Source organism: Streptomyces sp. NPDC051364, assembly GCF_040682115.1.
Lineage (GTDB): Bacteria > Actinomycetota > Actinomycetes > Streptomycetales > Streptomycetaceae > Streptomyces.
The window spans coordinates 396,472-419,144 of sequence record NZ_JBFBAH010000003.1 but is presented as its reverse complement, the minus strand read 5'-3'; the positions used below and the strand labels follow the sequence as shown (position 1 = coordinate 419,144).

Below are 22,673 nucleotides of genomic sequence, written 5' to 3'. Positions count from 1 at the left end.
GCGACTCGGGCCCGGCGGCGGCAGAATGGGCCGCATGCCGAAGCCGATAGACACGCCCGCCCTGTCAGTTGAACCGCCGAGCCGCGCCGAACTCGTCGACCATCTGGTCCGCACCCGGATCTCGGGCCAGGTCGCCACGCCCCGTGAGAACAACCTGTCGCACTACCGCAAGCTCGCCAACGGCGACCGGCACTACTGGCTGGGCCTGGAGCTGGGCGACCGCTGGGCGGACGAGCAGGACGTGCTCGCCGTGATGGCGGAGCGGTGCGGGGTCGTCGACGACGCCGCGTACCGGTTCGGCCAGGACACGATCGACCCGGAGCTGACGGTGTCCGGCCTGGACCGGATGGCGGCGCGGCTGCGCAAGGCGGCCCTGGACCGGCAGAGCGTGCTGCTGGCCACGGGGCACCCGGGCGGCCTGCTGGACGTCCACCGGGCGACGGCGGCCGCGCTGCGCGCCGCGGGCTGCGAGATCGTGGTGATCCCGCCCGGCCTGGTCGCGGACGAGGGCTCGGTGTGGCAGTTCGCGGACGTCGCCGTGCTGGAGCGCGGGGCCACGCTGTGGCACACCCACTCCCCGGAGCCGATGGCCGCGATCCTGGACGGCCTGACAGCGGAGAACCGCCCCCAGCCGGACCTGGTCGTCGCCGACCACGGCTGGGCGGGGTGCGCGGCGCAACGCGGGCTGGACGCGGTGGGGTACGCGGACTGCAACGACCCCGCACTGTTCCTGGGCGAGGCGGAGGGCACCCTCCAGGTGGCGGTCCCGCTCGACGACCACGTACGCGACCCGCGCTTCTACGACCCGTTGGTGGCGTACCTGCTGTCGGCGGCCGGCCTCCTGTAGGGGTGTCCGGCTCCCCGCGCGCCTCCGGTTGACCGTCGGAGGCGCGGGGCCCGGAACGGTTCTAGCCGAGCCAGTCGGTCATCGCGGTCTGGACGGCCGAGCCGTCGAGGTCCGCGAGCTTCATGCCGACGAAGTCGCGCGCCCAGTCGGAGGTCTGGATCCGGAACGGCATCTTCTCGGCGGTCAGCGCCTCGATGACCGGCGCCGCCGCCTGCTCCGAGGTCTGGGCGGTGTCGCTGCCGAAGACCTGCAGGGCGTGGTTGATGTAGCCCTGCAGCGCCGGGGCGTACGGACCCGCCTGGGCGGTCAGCGCCGGGATGTCGAGCCCGACGTTGTTCACGAACTCGCTGGCGACGGCGCCCGGTTCGACGACGGCCACCTGGACGCCCGCGGACGCGGCGACCGGAGCCAGGGACTCCATGAACCCCTCGACGGCGAACTTGGCCGCGCAGTAGGACTCGTTGAACGGCTGGCCGATCATGCCGCCGACGCTCGTCACGGTGATGACCCGGCCGCCCGAGGCGCGCAGGTGCGGGAGCGCCGCCCGGGTGAGCTCGGCCACACCGAAGAAGTTGACCTCCATGACGTTCCGCAGCTGCTCCATGCTGTGCTGCTCGATCGTGCCCACGAAGCCGGCGCCCGCGTTGTTCACGACCGCGTCGAGGTGCCCGTGCTCGGCGACGACCTCGGTCACGCACGCGGCCACGGACTCCGCGTCGGTCACGTCGAGCCGCTTGACCTGGACGAGGTCGGCGACGCCGGCTTCGGCGGCGGCCTTGTTCAGGGCGTCGGCGCGGGTGGTGTCCCGCATGGTGGCGACGGTGTGCCAGCCCGCCCGGGCGGCGGCGACCGCGGCGGCCAGGCCGATGCCGGAGGAGGTGCCGGTGATGAGGACGGTCTTGGCGGCGGTGTTGGCGCTCATTGCTGTGCTCATGAAAGAGTCTCCCTATATTTGTGCGTGCACACACACATTAACGATGTGTGCGTGTGCACGCAACCCGGTATCCTTCCTGCATGGCGCACACGAATCTCAACTTGGACGGTCTCACCCCCCGCGACCACGCCTTCTACGGCCTGGTCTGGGCCGGAACCACCCTCACCGCCCAGGTCGACCAGGCGCTCACGCGCCGGCACGACCTGCCGTTGTCGTGGTTCGAGGTCATGCTGTGGCTGAGCGTCCAGCAAGAGCCGGTCGCCCCCTCCGAGCTGGGCACCAGGACCCTGCTCAGCCGCAGTCAGGTCTCCCGCGTCGCCGATTCGCTCCGGGCCCGCGGCCTGATCGAACGGGTCCCGTCCCCGACGGACGCCCGGTCCGTGGGCGTAGCCCTCACAGAGGCGGGCCGCCGCGCCTTCGCGGAGGCCGACGCCACCCGCCGCGAGGCCCTCGCCGAGGTCTTCGACGACCGCCTCGACGACGCGGACATAGCCGCACTGGAGGCGATCTGGGCCAAACTCAAGGCCCGCCCGGAGAACGAACAGCAGTCCTAGGGCCGGACCTCGGCGTCGGGGCCGGGGCCGGCGTCGGGGCCGGGGCCGGGGCCGGGCGTCGGGTCCAGGTACACCCTGCGGATGGCCGGCCACCGCTCCCGCAGCTGGTCCTCCGCGTCCTCGCACGCCGCCTCCACCTGCCGGGCCGACGCCAGGTCGTGGAAGTCGATCTTCGCCGCGATCAGCACCTCCGATGGCCCCTGCACCAGCGTCGTCAGCTCCAGCACGCCCTCGATGTGCAGCACGGTCAGCAGCTCCTCCCGCACCTCGGCCCGCATCCCCGCAGGCAGCGGCCGCCCGATCAGGTACTGGGCGTTCGAGCGGCCCAGCTCCCACGCCACCGCCACCAGCAGCAGCCCGATCAGCAGCGACGCGATCCCGTCGGACACCCCCGACCCGGTGAGCTGCGCCCCCAGCAGGCCGCCCGCCGCCAGGGCCAGCCCGATCAGCGCGGCCACGTTCTCCAGCAGCACCGCCTTCACCGCCGTGTCCGGGGTGTGCTTCACGTACACGCCCAGCGGGGCCCGCAATCGGGCCGCCTCGCCCCGCATCTGCCGCCAGGCCACCAGCAGCGAGTAGCCCTCCAGGAGGAACGCCACGGCGAGGATCACGTACGAGAGCGCGGGGTCGCCCGGCTCCTCGCCCTGCACCAGCGTGTGGATCCCGTCGTACACGGAGAACACCGCGCCGCCCGCGAACGTCGCGATCGACGCGAGCAGCGCCCAGATGTACCGCTCCGGCCCGTAGCCCAGCGGGTGGGCCTCGTCCGCGGGCCGTGCGCTCCGCTTCAGCGCGGTCAGCAGCAGGATCTCCGTCACCGTGTCGGCCACCGAGTGCGCGGCCTCCGACAGCATCGCGCTCGACCCGCTGACGATGCCCCCGAACGCCTTGGCCGCCGCGATCCCCAGATTGGTGACCACGGCGACGACGACCGTACCGACGCTTTCGGATTCCTCGGGCATGAGGTGACGGTAGGGCCGACGCTCAGTCCGAGGGGTCAGCGACACCCGACGGGACCGCCGTCCGGCCCCCGAGCGCCTTGCGCCGCAGCAGGGCCGCGAACGGCGCCGCGAACGTGCAGGCCGCGGCGGTCACGGCGGCGGCCACGAAGGCCGGGTTCACCCAGTCGGGGATCAGCTGCCGCCCGCCCGGATCCCCGGGGTGGTCGGCGCAGTGGACGGAGAGCGGGAACGACGATTCCCAGACGACCATCTTCTCGTGCTCGCCCCACTGGGCGTACCCGCACACCTCGTCGGGATCGAGGACGTACACCCCGTACGACACGCCCCAGACGTAGACCGAGCCCGCGGCGCACAGGGCGAGGAGGGCGGCCAGCAGGAAGGTGCCCGCGCCGAGCAGGTCCGGGGCGGAGCGCCGCCGGACCGTGACCACCACGTGGACGGCGAGCCGGCCGAGGACCAGCACGCCCGCGAACGGGGAGATCAGAGTGAGGGCGAACAGCAGAATGATCACGCTTGCAGTCGACGTCCTGCCCGTCCGGTCAGTTCCGCACTGTGGCCGAGCCCACGCAGTGCCCGGCCCACAGGATGCTCCGGGGTCAGGCGCGCGGGACGCGCACCACGCCCTCCTGGATGACGGTCACGGCGAGCCGCCCGTCCTGCGTCCAGATCCGGGCCTGCCCGAGGCCGCGCCCGGCGGCCGCCGACGGGGACTCCTGGTCGTACAGCAGCCACTCGTCGGCGCGGAACGGCCGGTGGAACCACATCGCGTGGTCCAGCGAGGCGCCGACCACGTCGCCGACGGCCCAGCCGCCCCGGCCGTGCGCGAGCAGCACCGAGTCGAGCAGGGTCATGTCCGAGACGTACGTGGCCAGGCAGGTGTGCAGGAGCGCGTCGCCGCTCTCCAGCTTGCCGGCCGTACGGAACCACACCTGCGAGCGCGGCTCGACCGGCTCGCCGACGCTGCCCCAGGGCGGGACGGTCGCGTACCGCAGGTCCACCGCGCCGCGCGCCTCGATCAGCCGCTCCACCGTGCCCGGGTCGCGGAAGATCTCCCGGTACGCCGGCAGGGACTCGGCGGCCGTCGGCAGGGTCTCCGGATCGGGCGCGTCCGGCATCGCGACCTGGTGGTCGAGGCCCTCCTCGTACGTCTGGAAGGACGCGGAGAGGTGGAAGATCGGCTGGCCGTGCTGGACGGCGACGACCCGGCGGGTGGTGAAGGAGCGCCCGTCGCGGATCCGGTCGACCGCGTACACGATCGGCGCGCCCGGGTCCCCGGCGCGCAGGAAGTACGAGTGCAGCGAGTGCGCGGTGCGGTCATCGGGAACGGTACGGCCGGCCGCGACCAGGGCCTGGGCCGCGACCTGTCCGCCGAAGACGCGCGGTACCAGCGCCGAACGGCTGGTACCGCGGAAGATGTTCTCCTCGATCTGCTCGAGGTCGAGCAGATCGAGGAGCGTCGTCAGTGCCTCGTTCATGAGGGGAAGGGTAAGTCCCTTGTCCCGAAGGGCCCTTACAGGCCCATCGACTTGGCGATGATGGACTTCATGATCTCGCTGGTGCCGCCGTAGATGCGGTTGACGCGGTTGTCGGCGTACAGGCGGGCGATCGGGTACTCGTTCATGTAGCCGTAGCCGCCGTGCAGCTGGAGGCAGCGGTCGATCACACGGTGCGCGACCTCGGTGCAGAACAGCTTCGCCGAGGCGGCCTCGGCGGGGGTCAGCTCGCCGGCGTCCAGGGCCTCCAGGGCGCGGTCCGCGACGGCCTGGGCGGCGTCCACCTCGGCCTGGCAGGCGGCCAGCTCGAACTTGGTGTTCTGGAAGTGCGCGACCGGCTTGCCGAAGACGGTGCGGTCGGTGACGTACTGCTGGGCGAACCGGACGGCCGCGGCGGCCTGGGCGTACGCACCGAACGCGATGCCCCAGCGCTCGGAGGCCAGGTTGTGGCCGAGGTAGTAGAAGCCCTTGCCCTCCTCGCCGAGCAGGTCCTCGACCGGGACCTTGACGTCGACGAAGGCCAGCTCGGCCGTGTCGGAGGTGCGCAGGCCGAGCTTGTCGAGCTTGCGGCCGATGGAGTAGCCCTCGGACTTGGTGTCCACGGCGAACAGGGAGATGCCGAAGCGGCGGTCGTCCTCGCGCGGGGCGGCGGTGCGGGCGCAGACGATCACACGGTCGGCGTGCACGCCGCCGGTGATGAAGGTCTTGGAGCCGTTGAGGACGTAGTGCGTGCCGTCCTCGGAGAGCTTGGCGGTGGTCTTCATGCCCGCGACGTCGGAGCCGGTGCCCGGCTCGGTCATCGCGAGGGCCCACATCTCCTCGCCGGAGACGAACTTCGGCAGGTAGCGCTTCTTCTGCTCGTCGTCGGCCAGCATCTTGATGTAGGGGAGGGCGAGCAGCACGTGCACGCCGGAGCCGCCGAAGTTCACGCCCGCGCGGGAGGTCTCTTCGTACAGGACGGCCTCGAACTTGTGGGTGTCCAGGCCGGCGCCGCCGAACTCCTCGGGGACGTTGATGCCGAAGACGCCCAGCTCGCCGAGCTTGTAGTAGAAGTCGCGCGGGGCCTGGCCGGCCGCGAACCACTCGTCGTAGACCGGGACGACCTCGGCCTCTATGAAGGCGCGGATGGTCTCGCGGAACGCCTCGTGGTCCTCGTTGAAAACGGTACGGCGCACAGCCGCCTCCTCGATCCTGTCGCCCGTCGCGCTGTCGCGCCGTGTCTAAGCGCTTGCTCAGACTATTAAGTTACCCGTGGGTTGGGCGGGCTGTCCAGAGTCGGGAGGGCGACCGGGTGTGATGTCCGACGGCCTTGTCGTGCGGGCCGCCGGACACCCGGTGCCCGGGCCTACTTGCCGAGCATGCTGCCGGTCCACTGGCCGGCGGCACCCTGCATCAGGGCCTCGTTGCTCAGGATCTGGGTCCCGGGCAGCGCCGCCATGCCGATGTCGCCGGTCGGCGCCCCGCCGTTGTGGGAGCCGACCGTGTTGTCGCGGCCGGCGTTGAACACGTCGTCGCCGGCCAGCTGGGTCAGGTCGCCGAAGACGATCGAGTACGTGTTGTCGATCGGCGCGTACACGACGAAGTTGTCGTCGGCGGAGGCTGCTGACGCACCGGCCAGGATGACGCCGCCGGCGGCGAGAGCGGTCAGGGCGAGGCGGATCGATCGCACGAGTAGTGCCTTTCGAGGAGGGGGCGGGGAACAGTGCGAACGTAGGCCGCCGCGCACCGCGAAGCACCGCATCCGCCGCCGTACGGCCCGAGTCCATCCGTACGGCGCAGTCGTCCCCGGCCGGTGCCCGTCAGACCCCGGTGTCCCGGGTCAGCGCGAACCACAGCTCCATCCGGGTGTCCGGGTCGTCGAGGTCGCTGCGGAGCAGGGCGGCGGCACGGGCGATGCGCTGGCGGACGGTGTTGCGGTGGACGCCGAGGGCCGCGGCCGTCCGGTCCCAGCTGCCGTGGTGCGCCAGCCAGGCGCGCAGGGTCTCCCGATGGGCCGGGGGCAGCGGGGCGAGCAGGGCCTCGGCGTGGGCGCGGGCCTCGGCGGGGTCCACCAGGGCGCCGAGCCCCGCGCCGGTGTGCCGGACCAGCGGGGTGCGTGCCGCCTCCGCCCGCTCCAGCGCCCGGCGGGCCTGCGTGTCGGCGGTGGCCAGGGTGTCGGGCGCGGCCGGGGCGCTCACCCCGAGCCGCCACCCGGGCTGTGCGGAGGGCTCCCGGTCGGTGAGGAGCCGTACGGCCGGGCCGGCCGGGTCCAGCAGTACGGTGCCCAGCGCGGCGGCGAGGGCCTGCGGGTCGGCGCCGCCGCGGGCGTGGACGGCGTACCAGGGTCCGGGCCCGGCCAGCGCCTCGGCGGGGGAGCCGCCCAGCAGCAGCCGGGCCAGCGCGGCGGCCTCGGCCCCGGCGGGCCGGTCGGCGGTGAGCAGGGCCAGCAGGACGGCGGCGACCGAGGCGACGGTGTGGTCGCCGGGGGTCCGCGCCGGGGTGGCCGTGCCGAGCGCGGCGTGGCGGCCGAGGGCGTAGGCGGCCAGGTGCCAGCCGTCGGCCTGGTCGGTGGCGGTCGCGGGACCTTCGGCGCGGCCGACGCGGGCCAGCAGCGCGTCGAGGGCAGCCGGTACGGCCCCGGCCTCCGGAGGCGGCGGGCTGCCCGCGGCCCGGCCGTCCGGCCACAGCCGTACGTGTCCGCCGAGGCCCGCCGCGAGGCGGGCCAGCACCGCCGGGACCGGATCGGGGCGGGCGGCCGCGGCGGCGAGGGCCTGCTGGGCTTCGGTGACCCGGCGCAGCTCGCGGGTCCGCGCTTCGGCCATGAGGCGCCAGACGGCGCGGGCGACGGCCGTGAACCGGGTCTGCGGCGGGACCTCGAGCAGCGGCAGCCCGTGCCGGGCGCAGGCCTCGGCCAGCGCGGGCGGCACCTCCTCGTGCACGGGGGCCACACCGAACCCGAGGGCGGCCGCCCCGGCCGCGACCAGCCGGGCCACGTAGGCGTCGTGGTCGGTGTTGCCGGCCCCGGCGGTCAGCAGCAGCTCCCCGCCCAGCAGATAAGGGGAAGGGTCGGCCATCTCGGAGGCGTGCACGCCGTGCACTCCTGCTTCGGCCGGCCCCGCGACGTGCCGCAGTCCGAGCTCCCGGTCCGCGAGCAGCGCCCCCAGTGCCACGGGCGCCACAGGGTGATCGGGCGGAGCAGGCGGGCCGGGCCGGGGGACGTCCATGGATACTCCGTACAAAAAAGTGGCACCGTGTGGATGAAATCTACACTTCGCGCGCCACAGGTACCCGCTTACGCTCGAAGGACCGCACCGTAGGACCTCCAGAAGGGCACACCCCGATGAGCAACGAGCGCACCGAGCAGACGCCGCGCGGACCGGTCGACTCCTCCCGCATCCCGCGCTACGCGGGCCCCGCGACCTTCGCCCGGCTGCCGCGCCTGGACGAGGTCGGCTCGGCGGACGTCGCCGTCGTCGGCGTGCCGTTCGACTCGGGTGTCTCGTACCGCCCCGGTGCCCGCTTCGGCGGCAACGCCATCCGCGAGGCCTCCCGCCTGCTGCGTCCGTACAACCCGGCGCAGGACGCCTCCCCGTTCGCGCTCGCCCAGGTGGCGGACGCCGGTGACATCGCGGTGAACCCCTTCAACATCAACGAGGCCGTCGAGACGGTCGAGGCGGCCGCCGACGAGCTGCTCGGCGCCGGCTCCCGCCTGATGACCCTGGGCGGCGACCACACCATCGCCCTCCCGCTGCTCCGCTCCGTCGCCAAGAAGCACGGCCCGGTGGCGCTGCTGCACTTCGACGCGCACCTGGACACCTGGGACACGTACTTCGGCGCCGAGTACACGCACGGCACGCCGTTCCGCCGCGCCGTGGAGGAGGGCATCCTCGACACCGAGGCGCTCTCCCACGTCGGCACGCGCGGCCCGCTCTACGGCAAGCAGGACCTCGACGACGACGCCAAGATGGGCTTCGGCATCGTGACCTCGGCCGACGTCTACCGCCGCGGCGCCGACGAGGTCGCGGACCAGCTGCGCCAGCGCATCGGCGACCGCCCGCTGTACATCTCGATCGACATCGACGTGCTGGACCCCGCGCACGCGCCCGGCACCGGCACCCCGGAGGCGGGCGGCATGACCTCCCGCGAGCTGCTGGAGATCATCCGGGGCCTGTCCTCCTGCAACCTGGTCTCGGCGGACGTCGTCGAGGTCGCCCCGGCGTACGATCACGCCGAGATCACCTCGGTCGCGGCCTCGCACACCGCGTACGAGCTGACGACGATCATGAGCCGCCAGATCGCTGCCGCGAAGGCGAAGTAAGCGGCGAAGCAAGAACCGATGAAGGGCGAGTAAGCGCACGTGACGCACGACCACGACCTGGTGCTCCGTCCCACCGAGGCCCAGACGGCGGCCGCTCTCGCGCCGCCGCCGGGGCGGACGGGCGGGGACCTGGTAGTGGAGACGCTGCGCTCGCTCGGCGCCACCACCGTGTTCGGGCTGCCGGGGCAGCACGCACTCGGCGTCTTCGACGCGGTGGGGCGCTCCGATCTGCGGCTGATCGGGCTGCGGACGGAGAACAACGCCGGGTTCGCGGCGGACGCGTACGGCCGCATCACCGGCGAGGCGGTCCCCCTCCTGCTCTCCACGGGGCCGGGCGCGCTGATGGCCCTGCCGGCCCTGGCGGAGGCGGCCGCCGCGTCGGCGCCGGTCCTCGCCATCGCCTCGCAGGTCCCGGTGGCGGGCCTGGGCGGCGGCCGGCGCGGGCACCTGCACGAGCTGCGGGACCAGTCGGCGTCCTTCCGGGACGTGGTGAAGTCGGTCCACACGGCCCGCACCCCGTCGCAGATCCCCTCCGTGATCGCGGAAGCCTGGGAATCGGCGCTGACGGCTCCGCACGGCCCGGTCTGGGTGGAGATCCCGGAGGACGTCCTCCGCGCCGAAACGGTGATCCCCCAGGTCACGGGCGTGGACGCAACCCCGCACGAGCTCGCCCCGCGCCCCGAGCTCACCGCTCTGGCGGCGCACTGGCTGGGGCGGGCCTCCCGCCCGGTGATCATCGCGGGCGGCGGGGTCATCCGTTCGGACGCGGCAGGAAAGCTCCGGCAGCTGGCCGAACGCCTCAACGCCCCGGTGGTCACCACCTTCGGCGGCAAGGGCGCCTTCCCGTGGACGCACCCGCTGTCGCTCCAGTCCTGGCTGGAGGACCGCCACATGACGGACTTCCTCGAGGACGCGGACGTACTCCTGGTCGTCGGCTCCGGCCTGGGCGAACTGTCCTCCAACTACCACACGTTCTTCCCGACGGGCCGGGTCGTCCAGATCGAGGCGGACCTCGGCAAGCTGGAGTCCAACCACGCGGCCCTCGGCATCCACGCGGACGCCCGCCTCGCCCTCCAGGCCCTCCTGGAAACGGTCCCGGAACGCGAGGACGCGCAGGCGCCGGAGCGCGTCCGGATGGTCCTGTCGGAGATCGAAACGCGACTCGCCGGCCAGGACGTGACTCTGGAGCGCGGGCTCCTCACGTCGATCCGCGCGGCGCTCCCCGCCAGCTCCCCTTCCTTCTGGGACATGACGATCCTGTCCTACTGGGCCTGGTCGGCGTTCGACGCGAAGCACCCCAACACGATGCACTCGGCCCAGGGCGCGGGCGGCCTCGGCTACGCCTTCCCGGCGGCCCTCGGCGCCTGCGTCGCGGAACCGGACACCCCGGTCCTGGCCGTCTCGGGCGACGGCGGCGCGATGTACTCGATCGCGGACCTGGCGACGGCGAAGCAGCACGACCTGGACGTGACCTGGCTGATCGTGGACGACGGCGGCTACGGCATCCTGCGGGAGTACATGACGGACTCCTTCGAGGGCCGCACGACGGGCACGGAACTCACGCGCCCGGACTTCGTTGCCCTGGCCCAGTCCTTTGGCGTCCCGGCGTCGACGACGACCCCGGAAACCCTCCGCGAAGACCTGGCCAAGTCCCTCGACACCCCGGGCCCGACACTCCTGCTCCTCCCGGCCACGCTCAAAATGTTCGCCCCGACCCACCTCTGACCCCCGAATCGGAGCACCCTCCCGATCTCCTGCCTAGGATGTCCGGAGATGTCCAGATCCATCCAGAGGTGATCAGGGAGGATTCGTATGCCGGGTGACGGCGCCGGACGGCTCCGCGTCGAGGGGCAGGCCGAGGTACGCGAGGGCTCCGGGGTCATCGTGCGGCGGCGCGGGATCCACCGGCCGGCCGCCGGGGTGCGGGGTGCGGGGCGCTCCGTCTGGGAGGGTGACACCGAGGGCCGGGAATCCGCCGTCGAGTTCCTCTCCGTCGGGGACGAGCCCGCACCGGCGGCCGTCTCGGCCGTGCTGGGACTCGCCGAGGGGGCGCCCGCCTGCGTCCGGCGTCGGAGGTTCCTGCTCGACGGGAAGCCCGTCATGCTCGCCACCTCGTACCTCGACGCCGCGCTCGTGGCCGGTACGCCCGTCACGGAGCCAGACAGCGGGCCCGGCGGGATCTACGCGCGGCTCGCCGAGCTCGGCCACGGGCCGGCCCGGTTCCGCGAGGAGGTCCGGTCGCGGATGCCCTCCCCCGAGGAGACCGAACGGCTCGGCCTGGCGGCCGGGACCCCGGTGGTGCTGGTCTGCCGTACCGCCTTCGCCTCCGACGGGCGGGCGGTCGAGGTCAACGAGATGGTCCTCGACGCCTCCGCATACGTACTCGAGTACGAGTTCGACGCGCCGTAGTCCCCCGGTCGGGTGAAGCGCGGTCGCCGGGGGTGAACGCCGGTGCGATTGTTGCCGGGGGATGAAATCCGCCGGTCGTGGCGTTGGGGGAGGCGGCAGGACAGGAACAACGGGGAGGCGTCACGTGGCGGCGGCAGAGATGGCAGCGGGCGGGAAACAGGGCTGGGCCCGGCGGCTCGCCGCATACACCTGGCGGTACCGGCTCAATGTGCTGCTGGCGCTCGGGTCCTCCCTGGGCGGCATGGCGGTCATGGCGCTGGTGCCGCTGGTCACCAAGGTCATCATCGACGACGTCATCGGCGACCACAGCAAGCCCATGGGGATATGGGCCGGGCTGCTCATAGGCGCCGCGGTCATCGTGTACGTGATGACGTACATCCGCAGGTACTACGGCGGCCGCCTCGCGCTCGACGTCCAGCACGACCTGCGCACCGACATGTACGACACCATCGCCCGCCTCGACGGACGCCGCCAGGACGAGCTGTCCACCGGCCAGGTCGTCGGGCGGGCCACCAGCGACCTCCAGCTGATCCAGGGGCTGCTCTTCATGCTGCCCATGACCATCGGGAACTTCCTGCTGTTCGGGATATCCCTCGGCGTCATGCTGTGGCTGTCCCCGCTGCTGACCCTCGTCGCGCTGCTCATGGCCCCCGCCCTCTGGTTCATCGCCAAGCGCAGCCGCAGGAAACTCTTCCCCGCCACCTGGTGGGCCCAGGGCCAGGCCGCCGCCGTCGCCACCGTCGTCGACGGGGCCGTCACCGGCGTCCGCGTCGTCAAGGGCTTCGGCCAGGAGGAGCAGGAGACCGGCAAGCTGCGCGCCGCCGGGCGGCGGCTGTTCGCCGGGCGGATGCGGACCATCCGGCTCAACTCCCGATACACCCCCGCCCTGCAGGCCGTGCCCGCCCTCGCCCAGGTCGCCATGCTGGCCCTCGGCGGCTGGATGGCCACCAACGGCCAGGTCACCCTCGGCACCTTCGTGGCCTTCTCCACCTACCTCGCCCAGCTCGTCGGCCCCGTCCGCATGCTCGCCATGGTCCTCACCGTCGGCCAGCAGGCCCGCGCCGGCGTCGAGCGGGTCTTCGAGCTCATCGACACCGAGCCCGTCATCGAAGAGGGCACGCACGAGCTGCCCGCCGACGCCCCCGCCACCGTCGAATTCGACGAGGTCGTCTTCGGGTACGACCCCGAGCGGCCCGTCCTGGACGGGTTCTCGCTCACCATCACCGAGGGCGAGACCGTCGCCGTCGTCGGATCCTCCGGCTCCGGCAAGTCCACCGTCTCCCTCCTCCTGCCCCGCTTCTACGACGCCGACCGCGGCACCGTCCGCGTCGGCGGACACGACGTGCGCGGGCTGACGTATGACTCGCTGCGCGCCGCCATCGGGCTCGTGCCGGAGGACTCCTTCCTGTTCTCCGACACCATCCGCGCCAACATCGCCTACGGCCACCCCGAAGCCACCGACGCGCAGATCGAGGCCGCCGCCCGCGCCGCCCAGGCCGAAGGGTTCATCAAGGCCCTGCCCGCCGGGTACGGGACCACGGTCGGCGAGCAGGGGCTCACCCTCTCCGGCGGCCAGCGCCAGCGCATCGCGCTCGCCCGCGCCATCCTCACCGACCCCCGGCTGCTGCTCCTCGACGACGCCACCTCCGCCGTGGACGCCCGCGTCGAGCACGAGATCCACGAGGCGCTGCGCGCCGTCATGGCCGGCCGCACCACCCTCCTCATCGCGCACCGCCGCTCCACGCTCGCGCTGGCCGACCGGATCGCCGTACTCGACCGCGGGCGGCTCTCCGACATCGGAACGCACGAGGAGCTGGAGCGCAGGTCGCCCCTCTACCGGCGGCTGCTCACCGATCCGGACGCGCTCGGCGCCGCCTCGCCGCGCACCCCCGACGCGCCCGCGATGGCCGAGTTCGAGCGGGACATCGAGGGGAACCTCGAACGGGACATCGAACTCGAGGCCGAGATCGACTCCGAGCCGGTCAACGCCAAGCGGCGGGTCGCCGACGGGGTGACCCCCGAGCTGTGGCGCCGCCAGGAGGAATCGGAGTCCGCCGCGGCGGTCGGGACCGCCGCGGGGACCGGCGCACCCGGCGCCGCCCCCTCCATGGCCGGCGCCGTGGCCGGCATGCCGGCCACCCCCGAGCTGCTCGCGCAGGTGGCCGCGCTGCCGCCCGCCGACGACGAGCCCGCCGTGGACGAGGACCGGGCCGCGTCCGCCGAGAAGAGCTACAACCTGCGCCGGCTGCTCCACGGCTTCTGGGCGCCCCTCGCCGTCAGCCTCGGCCTCGTCGCCGTCGACGCCGGCTCCGGGCTGCTGCTCCCGATCCTGATCCGGCACGGCATCGACAAGGGCGTCGAGCAGGCCGCGCTCGGCGCCGTCTGGGTGGCCGCCGTTCTCGCGCTCGCCGTCGTCGTCGCCCAGTGGGCCGCCCAGTTCGCCGAGACCCGGATGACCGGGCGCACCGGCGAGCGCGTGCTGTACGTCCTGCGCGTCAAGATCTTCGCCCAGCTCCAGCGCCTCGGACTCGACTACTACGAGCGCGAGCTGACCGGCAAGATCATGACCCGGATGACCACCGACGTGGACGCCCTCTCGACCTTCCTGCAGACCGGGCTCGTCACCGCCGTCGTCTCCGTCTTCACCTTCTTCGGCATCCTGATCGCCCTGCTCGTCCTCGACGTCGAGCTCGCGCTGATCGTCTTCGCCACGCTCCCCGTGCTGGTCCTCGGCACGTTCGTGTTCCGCCGCAAGTCGGTCGCCGCGTACGAGCTCGCCCGCGACCGGGTCAGCCTGGTCAACGCCGACCTCCAGGAGTCCGTCTCCGGGCTGCGCATCGTCCAGGCCTTCCGCCGCCAGCGTGCCGGCGCCGCCCGGTTCGCCGAGCGGAGCGACTCGTACCGCCAGGCCCGGGTGCGCGGCCAGTGGCTGATATCCGTCTACTTCCCCTTCGTGCAGCTGCTGTCCTCCGGGGCCGCGGCCGCCGTGCTGATCGTCGGCGCGGGGCGGGTCGAGGCCGGCACCCTCACCACCGGAGCGCTGGTGGCGTACCTCCTCTACATCGACCTGTTCTTCGCCCCCGTCCAGCAGCTCTCCCAGGTCTTCGACGGCTACCAGCAGGCCACCGTCTCCCTCGGCCGGATCCAGGGGCTGCTGCGCGAGCCCACCAGCACCCCGCGCCCGGCCGAGCCCCGCGAGGTCAGGGAGCTGCGCGGCGAGATCGCGTTCGAGGACGTGCGGTTCGCGTACGGCACCGCCGAGGAACGCGGCGAGAAGGGCGACGCACTGGCCGGAATCAGCCTGCGGATACCCGCAGGCCAGACGGTCGCCTTCGTCGGCGAGACCGGCGCCGGCAAGTCCACGCTGGTCAAGCTCGTGGCCCGGTTCTACGACCCGACCTCGGGTCGGGTCACCGCCGACGGCGCCGATCTGCGGGAGCTCGACCTGACGGCGTACCGCCACCGGCTGGGGGTCGTCCCGCAGGAGCCGTACCTGTTCCCGGGGACGGTCCGCGACGCGATCGCCTACGGGCGGCCCGAGGCGGGCGACGCCGAGGTGGAGGCGGCCGCCCGCGCGGTCGGCGCCCACGACATGATCGCCACCCTCGACGGCGGCTACCTGCACACCGTCGCCGAGCGCGGGCGCAACCTCTCGGCCGGCCAGCGCCAGCTGATCGCCCTGGCCCGCGCCGAACTCGTCGACCCGGACGTGCTGCTGCTCGACGAGGCCACCGCCGCGCTCGACCTGGCCACCGAGGCCCAGGTCAACCAGGCCACGGACCGGCTCGCCGGCAAGCGCACCACCCTGGTGGTGGCACACCGGCTGACCACGGCCGCGCGCGCCGACCGGGTCGTGGTCATGGACCGCGGCCGGGTCGTGGAGGACGGCACCCACGCCGAACTCGTCGCCCGCGGCGGCCGCTACGCCGAACTGTGGCGCACCTTCGTCGGCGAGGACGAGCCCGCAGCGGCATGAGTCGCCCCGTCTGAGCCGCAGTACCCGCCGCCGCTCCGTCCCGCCCCCCGGATCTTGCCGTATGCAACCTTCCGGGGGGTCCGTGCGTCGTACGTGCGTACGTGTTACGTACGACCGATCGGGGGGACAGGGTGGAGCACGGGCGGAAGGGGCGCGGCCGGGGGGCCGCGTCGGCAGGGGTGTTCACGGCGGGGCTCGCGCTCTGCCTCGGCGGCCTCATCGCGGCGCCGCCGGCGCACGCGGCGACCGGTGGCTGCGGGGGCGGCCTGGTCAGGACGCTGCCTCTGCCGACGGGCGAGGTACGCATCTACAAGAGCCGTACGCAGGCCTGCGCGGTGACGGTGGCCCACGACCCGGGCCGGCGCCGGGCGATGGCGGTCAGCATCCAGCCGCGCGGCGGGGTCCCGGTCGGCGATGCGGGGCGATTCACCCGATATGCCGGTCCTGTCACCGTCGGTGCGATCAGCCGCTGCGTGTATGTAAAGGGGAGCATCGAGGCCGGATCCGCCGAATCCGGCTGGATCCTGTGCTGAACGAGCGACCCAACTAGGTCTGGTCAGCCGTGCGTTGACCCCGCTAGGTTCACGGGCGACCGAAGTGAACTCAGGGGAGGGTGAATGCGCAAGACGCTCGGCTGGCTGCTGTCGCTCGTGGTGCTGATCGGCACCATGGGCGCAGCCGGCTTCACGGCTCAGGCGGCCACCGCCGCAGGGCCGTCCGCCGCGACGGACATCAAGGACGAGATCCTCGCCATTGCGGGGATGAGTCTGATCGAGGAGAAGGAGTACCCCGGGTACCGCTTCTTCGTACTCAACTACGAACAGCCGGTCGACCACCGGAACCCGTCGAAGGGCACCTTCAAGCAGCGCCTCACCCTGCTGCACAAGGACGTCTCCCGGCCCACGGTGTTCTTCACCTCCGGCTACAACGTCAACACCAGCCCGCGCCGCAGCGAGCCGACGACCATCGTCGACGGCAACCAGGTGTCGCTGGAGTACCGATTCTTCACGCCCTCCCGGCCCGATCCGGCCAACTGGGCGAACCTGGACATCTGGCAGGCCGCCAGCGACCAGCACCGCATCTTCACCGCCCTGAAGAAGGTCTACAAGAAGAACTGGCTCGCCACGGGCGGCAGCAAGGGCGGTATGACGGCGACGTACTACGAGCGCTACTACCCGCGTGACATGGACGGTGTCGTCGCGTACGTCGCGCCCAACGACGTCGTCAACAAGGAGGACTCGGCGTACGACCGGTTCTTCGCCAAGGTCGGCACCAAGGAGTGCCGCGACAAGCTGAACGCGGTGCAGCGCGAGGCGCTCGTCCGCCGTGAGCCGCTGGAGGCCAAGTACGTGGCCGCCGCCGCCGAGAACGGCTGGACCTTCACCACCGTCGGCAACCTCGACAAGGCCTACGAGGCCGTCGTGCTCGACTACGTGTGGGCCTTCTGGCAGTACAGCCTGCTCGCCGACTGCGCCTCCATCCCGGCCGCCGCGACCGCGAGCGACCAGGAGATCTGGGACTCGATCGACGCGATCTCCGGCTTCTCGGCCTACGCCGACCAGGGCCTCGAGACGTACACGCCGTACTACTACCAGGCGGGTACGCAGCTCGGTTCGCCCGACATCAAGCAGCCGCACCTGGGGGGCCTGAGCCGCTACGGCTACCAGCCGCCGCGCAACTTCGTGCCCCGCGAGATCCCGATGACCTTCCAGCCGGGGGTCATGGCGGACGTGGACAGCTGGGTGAAGCGCAACGCCGACCAGATGCTGTTCGTGTACGGGCAGAACGACCCGTGGGGTGCCGAACCGTTCCACCTCGGCTACACCGTCCGCGACAGCTACGTGATGATCGCGCCCGGTGCCAACCACGGGGCCAACGTCGCCAAGCTCCAGGAGGGCGAGAAGGCGCTGGCCACGCAGAAGATCCTGCAGTGGGCCGGGGTCGCCCCGGCCGCCGCGCTCGCCGACGCGGGCCGGGCGACGCCGCTGGCGAAGCCCGACGCGGTGCTCGACCAGAAGGACCAGGAGCGCGAGCCGCAGCTGCGGCCGTAGCTCCCGGGTAGGGCCCGAGGGGCCACGGGAGAGGTAGTACGGCTGGTCCTGGTACGCCTGGGCGTCCCAGGCGTCCCAGGCGCGTCCCAGGCGTACTAGTCGTACGACAGCCCGTGGCCCAGCGGGTAGCGGCCCGGCACCGGGACCGGGAGGCGGCCCGAAGGCCGTGCCGCCCCGGTGACCACCCGGGCCGCCGCCCGCATCTCCACGTCCGTCCAGGTGTACGTCGCCAGTTCCGCCGCGCACGTGGGCAGCCGGGCCGGGTCGTACGGATTGCGGATCGCCACCACGACCACCGGCACCCCGGTGGCCAGCAGCTCCGTGACCAGCGTGCGCTGCGGACCGTCCCCCTCCGGGACGTTGTACGTGCACACCAGCACCGCCGCGTTGCCGGGAGCCGCGGCCACCGCCCGGGCGGGCGGTACGGCCGTCGCACGGCAGCCCAGGGCGGTCAGCTCCCTGGCCAGTACCGCCGTAGGGGGCCCTGTCGTACCGCTGGGGGAGGCCGGGTCGCTCCCGGTGACCAGCACCAGGGGCCCGGCCGTCGCATCCAGGGGCAGCAGTTTCACGGGATTGGCCAGCAGGGTCGTCGTACCCGCCGCGATCTCGTCGGCGGCGGTCAGGTGGGCCGGGATCCCCACCATCGCGTCCATCTGCCCGGCGGCGGTGTGCGCCGCGTCGAACAGGCCCCGGCGGGCCTTCAGTTCGAGGATCCGCAGCACCGACTCCTCGATCCGGTCCTGCGTCAGCTCGCCCGCCTCCACGGCCGCGAGCACGCTGCGGTGCGCGAGCCCCAGGTCCGGCGGGTTCAGCAGCTGGTCGCACCCCGCCTTCAGGGCCAGCACCGGGACCCGGTCGTCCCCGTACTTCTGGCGGACCCCGGCCATGTCGAGGGCGTCGGTGACCACCACCCCCCGGAAGCCGAGGCGTTCGCGCAGGATGCCGGTCACGATCGGTCTCGAGAGGGTCGCCGGGTCCCCCGAAGGGTCGAGCGCGGGGAAGACGATGTGCGCCGTCATGACGGCGTCCACGCCCGCCTCCACCGCCGCCCGGAACGGCGGCTCGTCGAGCTCCTCCCACTGGGCCCGGCTGTGCCGCATCACCGGCAGACCGACGTGACTGTCGGTCTCGGTGTCCCCGTGGCCGGGGAAGTGCTTGGCGGTCGCGGCGACCCCGGCGCCCTGGTAGCCGCGGACCTGGGCGGCGACCAGGGCGGCCACCGCCTGCGGGTCGGAGCCGAAGGACCGTACGCCGATCACCGGGTTGGCCGGGTTGACGTTCACGTCGGCCACCGGCGCGTAGTCCTGCCGGATGCCCATCGCGGCCAGCTCGGCGCCCGCGATGCGCGCGGCGCGGCGGGCCTCGGCGGTGGCCGCGGAGTCGGCGCCGGTGCCGGCGCCGGTGCCGGTGCCTGCGTCCGGGCCGGCGGTGCCGGTACTACCCGTACTGCTACCCGTACCGCCCGTGCCGCTCGTACCACCCGCGCCGTGCCGCGCCCCCAGGGCCATCGCCCCGGGCAGCAGCGTCGCCGGCTTGCCGATGCGCGCCACGGCGCCGTGCTCCTGGTCGGTGGAGAGCATCAGCGGGATGCCGGAACCGGTGCCGGCGGCCGCCCGCTGGAGGGCGGCCGACAGCTCGGCGATCTGCTGCGGGCCACGGGTGTTGTGGGCCCAGGAGAAATAGATGATCCCGCCGAGGTGGTAGCGGGCGACCAGCTCCGCGGCCGTGCGCACCCCGAACAGCTTCAGGTTCTGCTCGGCGTCCGCCGGGTCGGGGTCGGTCGCCGAATGGCCGTATGCGCGGGACACGAAGAGCTGCCCGACCTTCTCGGCCAGGCTCATCCCGGCCACCAGGCGGCGCAGCGCCGCCCGGTCGGGTGCCCGGCCGGGCGGACGGTCGCCGGGACGCGGGTCGTCGGCGTGCGGTTCGCCGTCCCCGCCGCCCGGGCCACCGCCCACGGCGTACGAGGCCACTCCGGCGGCCGTGACGGCGGCCATGGCGGCCGCGGTGAGCAGGGACCTGCGGGACGCGTGGTACGACACGCGCCGGACCCTACTGCCGGGCCGCGCCCGCGGCACCGCGGACACTCGGGAGGTCCCCCGGAAGGGGTGCCGCGTACGCCCAGTGCTCCTGCAGGGTCCGCACGGCCTCGGTGATCGCCGGCCGGCGGGCCGCCCCCGTCCGCCACAGGGCGTACAGCCTGCGTACGGGGCCGGGCTCCAGCGGCACGGCCACCGCGCCCGGCGGCAGCGCTCCGGTGCCCAGTCGCGGTACGACGGCCACCCCGAGCCCGGCCGCGACCAGCGCGACGATGGTGTGGTTCTCCTCGGCCACGTGCGCGATGTCGGGCTCGAACCCGGCCGTGCGCAGCGTCCGCATCAGCCAGTCGTGGCAGACCCGGCCGGGCGGCTGGCAGACCCAGCGCTGGCCGCCGAGGTCGCCCCGGCGGATGACCGCCCGCGCCGTGAAGGGGTGGTCGTGCGGCACCACCAGGTCGCACGGGTCGTCCCCGATGACCGCCTGCTCGACGCCCTCCGGGGCCGGCAGCGGGGCGATGTCCCAGTCGTGGGCCACCGCCAGATCGGTGACGCCCCGGGCCACCAGGTCCACCGACAGATGGGGGTCGACCTCCGTGAGGCGCACGTCCAGCGCGGGATGCCGGCGCGCGAGATCGGCGAGCACCCCCGGCATGAGCCCGCGCGCCGCCGAGGCGAAGGCGGCGACGGTCAGCAGCCCGCTCGGCTGCCCGCGCCGCTCCTCCAGGGTGGTCTCGGCGCGCTCCACGATCGCCAGCAACTCCTGGGCGGTCTCGGCGAGATGCCGGGCCTCCTCGGTGAGCGCGACCCCGCGCCCGCGCCGCTCCAGCAGCGTGGTCCGGGTCTCCCGCTCCAGCTTGGCGATCTGCTGGGACACGGCGGAGGGGGTGTAGCCGAGGGCGGCCGCCGCGCCCGCGACCGAGCCGTGGACGGAGACGGCGTGCAGGGCGCGCAGCCGGGAGAGGTCGAGCATGCGGCCCATCGTAGGCACCGCCGGACCACGGGAGCATGCGTAAGCAATGCTTCATCCATCCTGGAAGAGATCCGCGCTGGTGCTACATGGTCGCACCGCCGATGCTCGAAGCATGCGTCCCGTCCACACTGCACTCGCCGTACTCGTCGCCGCCGTCTGGGGCTTCAACTTCGTCGTCATCGAGATCGGCCTCGGCCACTTCCCGCCGCTGCTCCTGTCCGCCCTGCGCTTCCTCGTCGCCGCGCTGCCCGCCGTGTTCTTCGTCGGCCGGCCCAAGACCGCCTGGAAGTGGATCATCGCGGTCGGAGTGGCCCTCGGCATCGCCAAGTTCGGCCTCCTGTTCACCGGGATGGCCGCCGGGATGCCGGCCGGACTGTCCTCCCTCGTGCTCCAGGTCCAGTCCGTCTTCACCGCCGTCCTCGCCTCGCTCGTACTGCGCGAGCGGCCCGGGCGGGTCCGGATCGCCGGCATGGCGGTGGCGCTCGCCGGGATCGCCGTCGCCGCCGTGGACGGGGGCACCTCAGGGCCGGTGCTCGGCTTCACCCTGGTCGTCGCGGCCGCCGCCTGCTGGGGCGTGTCCAACGTGCTGACGCGCAAGGCGTCCGCGTCCGACGCGCTCAACTTCATGGTCTGGGTGTGCACCGTGCCGGTGCTGCCGCTGTTCGGGCTCTCGCTGCTGCTGGAGGGGCCCGAGCGGGACCTGGCCGCGCTGCGCGGGCTGGACTGGTCCGGGGCCGCGGTCATCGGCTACGTGGCCTGGGTGTCCACCGTGTTCGGCTTCGGCGCCTGGAACCACCTGCTGAAGCGCTACCCGGCTTCGTCGGTCGCGCCGTTCTCGCTGCTGGTACCGGTGTTCGGGATGTCCTCGGCCGCGCTGGTACTCGGCGAGAGCATCTCGGGACTGCGCTGGGCGGCGGCGCTGCTGCTGGTCGGCGGGGTGGGCATGACCTCGCTGGCCCCCGCCCGCGCGGGAACCCGTACGAAGGGCGGCGGCGTGGCGCAAGGCGGCGCCGCGGCGGTCAGTGCGGGGAGTCCTCCTGCAACGGCAGTCGCCAGTCCTGCCCCGTGAGCGTCACGCCGTACGAGCGGTGCGGGCGCTCGGCGACCAGGGTGAACCCGGCGCGCTGGTAGAGGGAACGGGCCGAGGTCAGCACGTCGTTGGTCCACAGCACCAGTTCGCGGTAGCCGGCCGAGCGGGCGAACGCGACGACGGTGTCGACGAGGAGGGACCCGATGCCGTGCCCGCGTCCCTCCGGCTCGACGAGGAGCAGCCGCAGCCGCGCCGTGCCCGGTGAGCCGTCCTCGCGGACGCACATCACCGAGCCGACCGGGCGGCCGTTCAGCTCGGCCATCCAGACCCGCTCCAGATACGGTTCGTGGTCCTCGGCGAAGTCCGCGACGATCCGGGCCACCAGGCCCTCGAAGTCCGTGTTCCAGCCGTACTCGGCGGCGTAGAGCGCGCCGTGCCGCTGCACGATCCAGCCCAGCTCCCCGGGCTCGGGGTCCCGCAGCCGTACCGCTGCGGCGGAGTTGTCAGCAGGGGGCTCCATGGCGTCCCAGGGTAGCGGGCTATTTCCTGCCGCCGCCCAGGATCTGGCCCAGCAGGTCGCCGAGTCCGCCGCCCTCGGCCGGGGCAGCGCCGGGCGTGGCGCCCGGGGCACCGGCGGCGCCGCCCTTGCCGGTGGCCGCGCGCTTGGCGAAGACCGTCAGCAGCACCGGGATCAGCAGTTCGATGACGCGGCTGACGGTGGCCGGGGGGATGCCGGTCTTCTTGGAGAGGGCCGCGGCGACCGGCTTGCTCACCTTCGCGAGCACCCCGGCCATCAGGCCGCCGCCGAGCAGCCCGCCGCCGAGTGTGGCCACCCCCTGCAGCGGGGGTTCGGCGACCTCGGCGAAGGCCTGGCGGACCTCCTCGTCGTCGGCGCCCCCGGAGCCGGCCTTCTCCTGGAGGCCGCCGGCCATGGCGCCGACCGTGGTCGCGACGGTCTCGCGGGCGCCCGCCGCGTCGGTGCCGAGCAGGCCGGCGATCTCGGTCAGCCCGTCGGGGCCCAGCTCGCCGAGCACGTCATCCTGGAAGGAAGATTCACTCATGCCGGAAACGCTACTTCTGTGGTGGTTAAAGGGCACATCGGACCGGCGCC

The 22,673-nt window shown here is 73.1% G+C and carries 19 protein-coding genes and 1 pseudogene; 9 read left to right on the top strand and 11 right to left on the bottom strand.

The genetic code is table 11. From position 1 onward, the window contains the following. Window positions 1-25 precede the first annotated feature (25 nt). Window positions 26-847, top strand: a complete 822-nt coding sequence (locus tag AB0M76_RS08945; RefSeq protein WP_365952239.1) for a phosphatase — start codon at window positions 26-28, stop codon at window positions 845-847. A gap of 61 nt (window positions 848-908) precedes the next feature. Here AB0M76_RS08945 and AB0M76_RS08940 read toward each other — a convergent pair whose 3' ends face one another. Further along, on the bottom strand, window positions 909-1,781 hold the full coding sequence (locus AB0M76_RS08940) for an SDR family NAD(P)-dependent oxidoreductase (protein WP_365952238.1): 873 nt from the start codon (window positions 1,779-1,781) through the stop codon (window positions 909-911). 80 nt (window positions 1,782-1,861) lie between these two features. On the opposite strand from AB0M76_RS08940, the gene AB0M76_RS08935 reads away from it, so the two are divergent. Continuing rightward, on the top strand, window positions 1,862-2,335 hold the full coding sequence (locus AB0M76_RS08935) for a MarR family transcriptional regulator (protein ID WP_365952237.1): 474 nt from the start codon (window positions 1,862-1,864) through the stop codon (window positions 2,333-2,335). Here AB0M76_RS08935 and AB0M76_RS08930 read toward each other — a convergent pair. The 6 genes from AB0M76_RS08930 to AB0M76_RS08905 form a co-directional block, all read right to left on the bottom strand. Beyond that, a complete protein-coding gene (locus AB0M76_RS08930; RefSeq protein ID WP_365952236.1) occupies window positions 2,332-3,297 on the bottom strand; it encodes a cation diffusion facilitator family transporter in 966 nt (321 codons plus the stop codon). The two genes, AB0M76_RS08935 and AB0M76_RS08930, sit on opposite strands and share 4 nt — an antisense overlap. A 22-nt stretch (window positions 3,298-3,319) precedes the next feature. After that, the gene (locus tag AB0M76_RS08925; protein ID WP_365952235.1) at window positions 3,320-3,808 is read right to left on the bottom strand and encodes a hypothetical protein; all 489 of its coding nucleotides are present in this window, start codon (window positions 3,806-3,808) and stop codon (window positions 3,320-3,322) included. Between the two features lie 85 nt (window positions 3,809-3,893). Further along, the gene (locus tag AB0M76_RS08920) at window positions 3,894-4,772 is read right to left on the bottom strand and encodes an acyl-CoA thioesterase II (protein ID WP_365952234.1); all 879 of its coding nucleotides are present in this window, start codon (window positions 4,770-4,772) and stop codon (window positions 3,894-3,896) included. A 35-nt stretch (window positions 4,773-4,807) separates the two neighbouring features. Next, the gene (locus tag AB0M76_RS08915) at window positions 4,808-5,965 is read right to left on the bottom strand and encodes an acyl-CoA dehydrogenase family protein (RefSeq protein ID WP_030297823.1); all 1,158 of its coding nucleotides are present in this window, start codon (window positions 5,963-5,965) and stop codon (window positions 4,808-4,810) included. Between the two features lie 170 nt (window positions 5,966-6,135). Then, window positions 6,136-6,459, bottom strand: coding sequence for a hypothetical protein (locus AB0M76_RS08910; RefSeq protein ID WP_365952233.1), 324 nt, complete (start codon window positions 6,457-6,459; stop codon window positions 6,136-6,138). 130 nt (window positions 6,460-6,589) lie between these two features. Next, on the bottom strand, window positions 6,590-7,993 hold the full coding sequence (locus AB0M76_RS08905) for a helix-turn-helix domain-containing protein (protein WP_365952232.1): 1,404 nt from the start codon (window positions 7,991-7,993) through the stop codon (window positions 6,590-6,592). Window positions 7,994-8,109: 116 nt separating this feature from the next. On the opposite strand from AB0M76_RS08905, the gene speB reads away from it, so the two are divergent. The 6 genes from speB (at window position 8,110) to AB0M76_RS08875 (ending at window position 17,523) form a co-directional block, all read left to right on the top strand. Further along, on the top strand, window positions 8,110-9,087 hold the full coding sequence (speB, locus tag AB0M76_RS08900; RefSeq protein ID WP_266666864.1) for an agmatinase: 978 nt from the start codon (window positions 8,110-8,112) through the stop codon (window positions 9,085-9,087). Between the two features lie 39 nt (window positions 9,088-9,126). Further along, window positions 9,127-10,812 carry a thiamine pyrophosphate-binding protein gene (locus tag AB0M76_RS08895; protein WP_365952231.1) on the top strand — a complete coding sequence of 562 codons (1,686 nt, stop codon included), beginning with the start codon at window positions 9,127-9,129 and terminating at the stop codon, window positions 10,810-10,812. An 87-nt stretch (window positions 10,813-10,899) separates the two neighbouring features. Next, complete coding sequence (locus tag AB0M76_RS08890) at window positions 10,900-11,496, top strand: UTRA domain-containing protein (RefSeq protein WP_365952230.1); 597 nt, start codon at window positions 10,900-10,902, stop codon at window positions 11,494-11,496. A gap of 139 nt (window positions 11,497-11,635) precedes the next feature. Next, the gene (locus AB0M76_RS08885; protein ID WP_365952357.1) at window positions 11,636-15,472 is read left to right on the top strand and encodes an ABC transporter ATP-binding protein; all 3,837 of its coding nucleotides are present in this window, start codon (window positions 11,636-11,638) and stop codon (window positions 15,470-15,472) included. A 131-nt stretch (window positions 15,473-15,603) separates the two neighbouring features. Next, on the top strand, window positions 15,604-16,005 hold the full coding sequence (locus AB0M76_RS08880) for a hypothetical protein (protein WP_365952229.1): 402 nt from the start codon (window positions 15,604-15,606) through the stop codon (window positions 16,003-16,005). Window positions 16,006-16,089: 84 nt separating this feature from the next. Beyond that, a complete protein-coding gene (locus AB0M76_RS08875; protein ID WP_365952228.1) occupies window positions 16,090-17,523 on the top strand; it encodes a S28 family serine protease in 1,434 nt (477 codons plus the stop codon). Between the two features lie 95 nt (window positions 17,524-17,618). Here AB0M76_RS08875 and AB0M76_RS08870 read toward each other — a convergent pair whose 3' ends face one another. Together AB0M76_RS08870 and AB0M76_RS08865 are read right to left on the bottom strand one after the other, a co-directional pair. Continuing rightward, window positions 17,619-19,565, bottom strand: coding sequence for a glycoside hydrolase family 3 N-terminal domain-containing protein (locus AB0M76_RS08870; protein ID WP_365952227.1), 1,947 nt, complete (start codon window positions 19,563-19,565; stop codon window positions 17,619-17,621). 10 nt (window positions 19,566-19,575) lie between these two features. Continuing rightward, window positions 19,576-20,532: a LysR substrate-binding domain-containing protein gene (locus AB0M76_RS08865; protein ID WP_365952226.1), complete on the bottom strand. Its 957-nt coding sequence runs from the start codon at window positions 20,530-20,532 to the stop codon at window positions 19,576-19,578. 112 nt (window positions 20,533-20,644) lie between these two features. Between AB0M76_RS08865 and AB0M76_RS08860 the strand changes: the two genes are divergently transcribed. Further along, the gene (locus tag AB0M76_RS08860) at window positions 20,645-21,601 is read left to right on the top strand and encodes an EamA family transporter (RefSeq protein WP_365952225.1); all 957 of its coding nucleotides are present in this window, start codon (window positions 20,645-20,647) and stop codon (window positions 21,599-21,601) included. Here the strand turns inward: AB0M76_RS08860 and AB0M76_RS08855 are convergent. Then, window positions 21,552-22,043 (bottom strand): annotated as a pseudogene (locus AB0M76_RS08855) (GNAT family N-acetyltransferase); the annotation flags it as partial. The gene AB0M76_RS08860 and the pseudogene AB0M76_RS08855 sit on opposite strands and share 50 nt — an antisense overlap. A 58-nt stretch (window positions 22,044-22,101) precedes the next feature. Continuing rightward, window positions 22,102-22,623 carry a DUF937 domain-containing protein gene (locus AB0M76_RS08850; RefSeq protein WP_365952224.1) on the bottom strand — a complete coding sequence of 174 codons (522 nt, stop codon included), beginning with the start codon at window positions 22,621-22,623 and terminating at the stop codon, window positions 22,102-22,104. Between the last annotated feature and the right edge of the window lie 50 nt (window positions 22,624-22,673).

What these genes read in the sequence shown, in the direction of transcription:
- AB0M76_RS08945 (WP_365952239.1), top strand. Translation starts at nt 26, where the DNA reads ATGGGCCGCATGCCGAAGCCGATAGACACGCCCGCCCTGTCAGTTGAA.
- AB0M76_RS08940 (WP_365952238.1), bottom strand. Translation starts at nt 1,781, where the DNA reads ATGAGCACAGCAATGAGCGCCAACACCGCCGCCAAGACCGTCCTCATC.
- AB0M76_RS08935 (WP_365952237.1), top strand. Translation starts at nt 1,862, where the DNA reads ATGGCGCACACGAATCTCAACTTGGACGGTCTCACCCCCCGCGACCAC.
- AB0M76_RS08930 (WP_365952236.1), bottom strand. Translation starts at nt 3,297, where the DNA reads ATGCCCGAGGAATCCGAAAGCGTCGGTACGGTCGTCGTCGCCGTGGTC.
- AB0M76_RS08920 (WP_365952234.1), bottom strand. Translation starts at nt 4,772, where the DNA reads ATGAACGAGGCACTGACGACGCTCCTCGATCTGCTCGACCTCGAGCAG.
- AB0M76_RS08905 (WP_365952232.1), bottom strand. Translation starts at nt 7,993, where the DNA reads ATGGACGTCCCCCGGCCCGGCCCGCCTGCTCCGCCCGATCACCCTGTG.
- speB (WP_266666864.1), top strand. Translation starts at nt 8,110, where the DNA reads ATGAGCAACGAGCGCACCGAGCAGACGCCGCGCGGACCGGTCGACTCC.
- AB0M76_RS08890 (WP_365952230.1), top strand. Translation starts at nt 10,900, where the DNA reads ATGCCGGGTGACGGCGCCGGACGGCTCCGCGTCGAGGGGCAGGCCGAG.
- AB0M76_RS08885 (WP_365952357.1), top strand. Translation starts at nt 11,636, where the DNA reads ATGGCAGCGGGCGGGAAACAGGGCTGGGCCCGGCGGCTCGCCGCATAC.
- AB0M76_RS08875 (WP_365952228.1), top strand. Translation starts at nt 16,090, where the DNA reads ATGCGCAAGACGCTCGGCTGGCTGCTGTCGCTCGTGGTGCTGATCGGC.
- AB0M76_RS08865 (WP_365952226.1), bottom strand. Translation starts at nt 20,532, where the DNA reads ATGCTCGACCTCTCCCGGCTGCGCGCCCTGCACGCCGTCTCCGTCCAC.
- AB0M76_RS08860 (WP_365952225.1), top strand. Translation starts at nt 20,645, where the DNA reads ATGCGTCCCGTCCACACTGCACTCGCCGTACTCGTCGCCGCCGTCTGG.
- AB0M76_RS08850 (WP_365952224.1), bottom strand. Translation starts at nt 22,623, where the DNA reads ATGAGTGAATCTTCCTTCCAGGATGACGTGCTCGGCGAGCTGGGCCCC.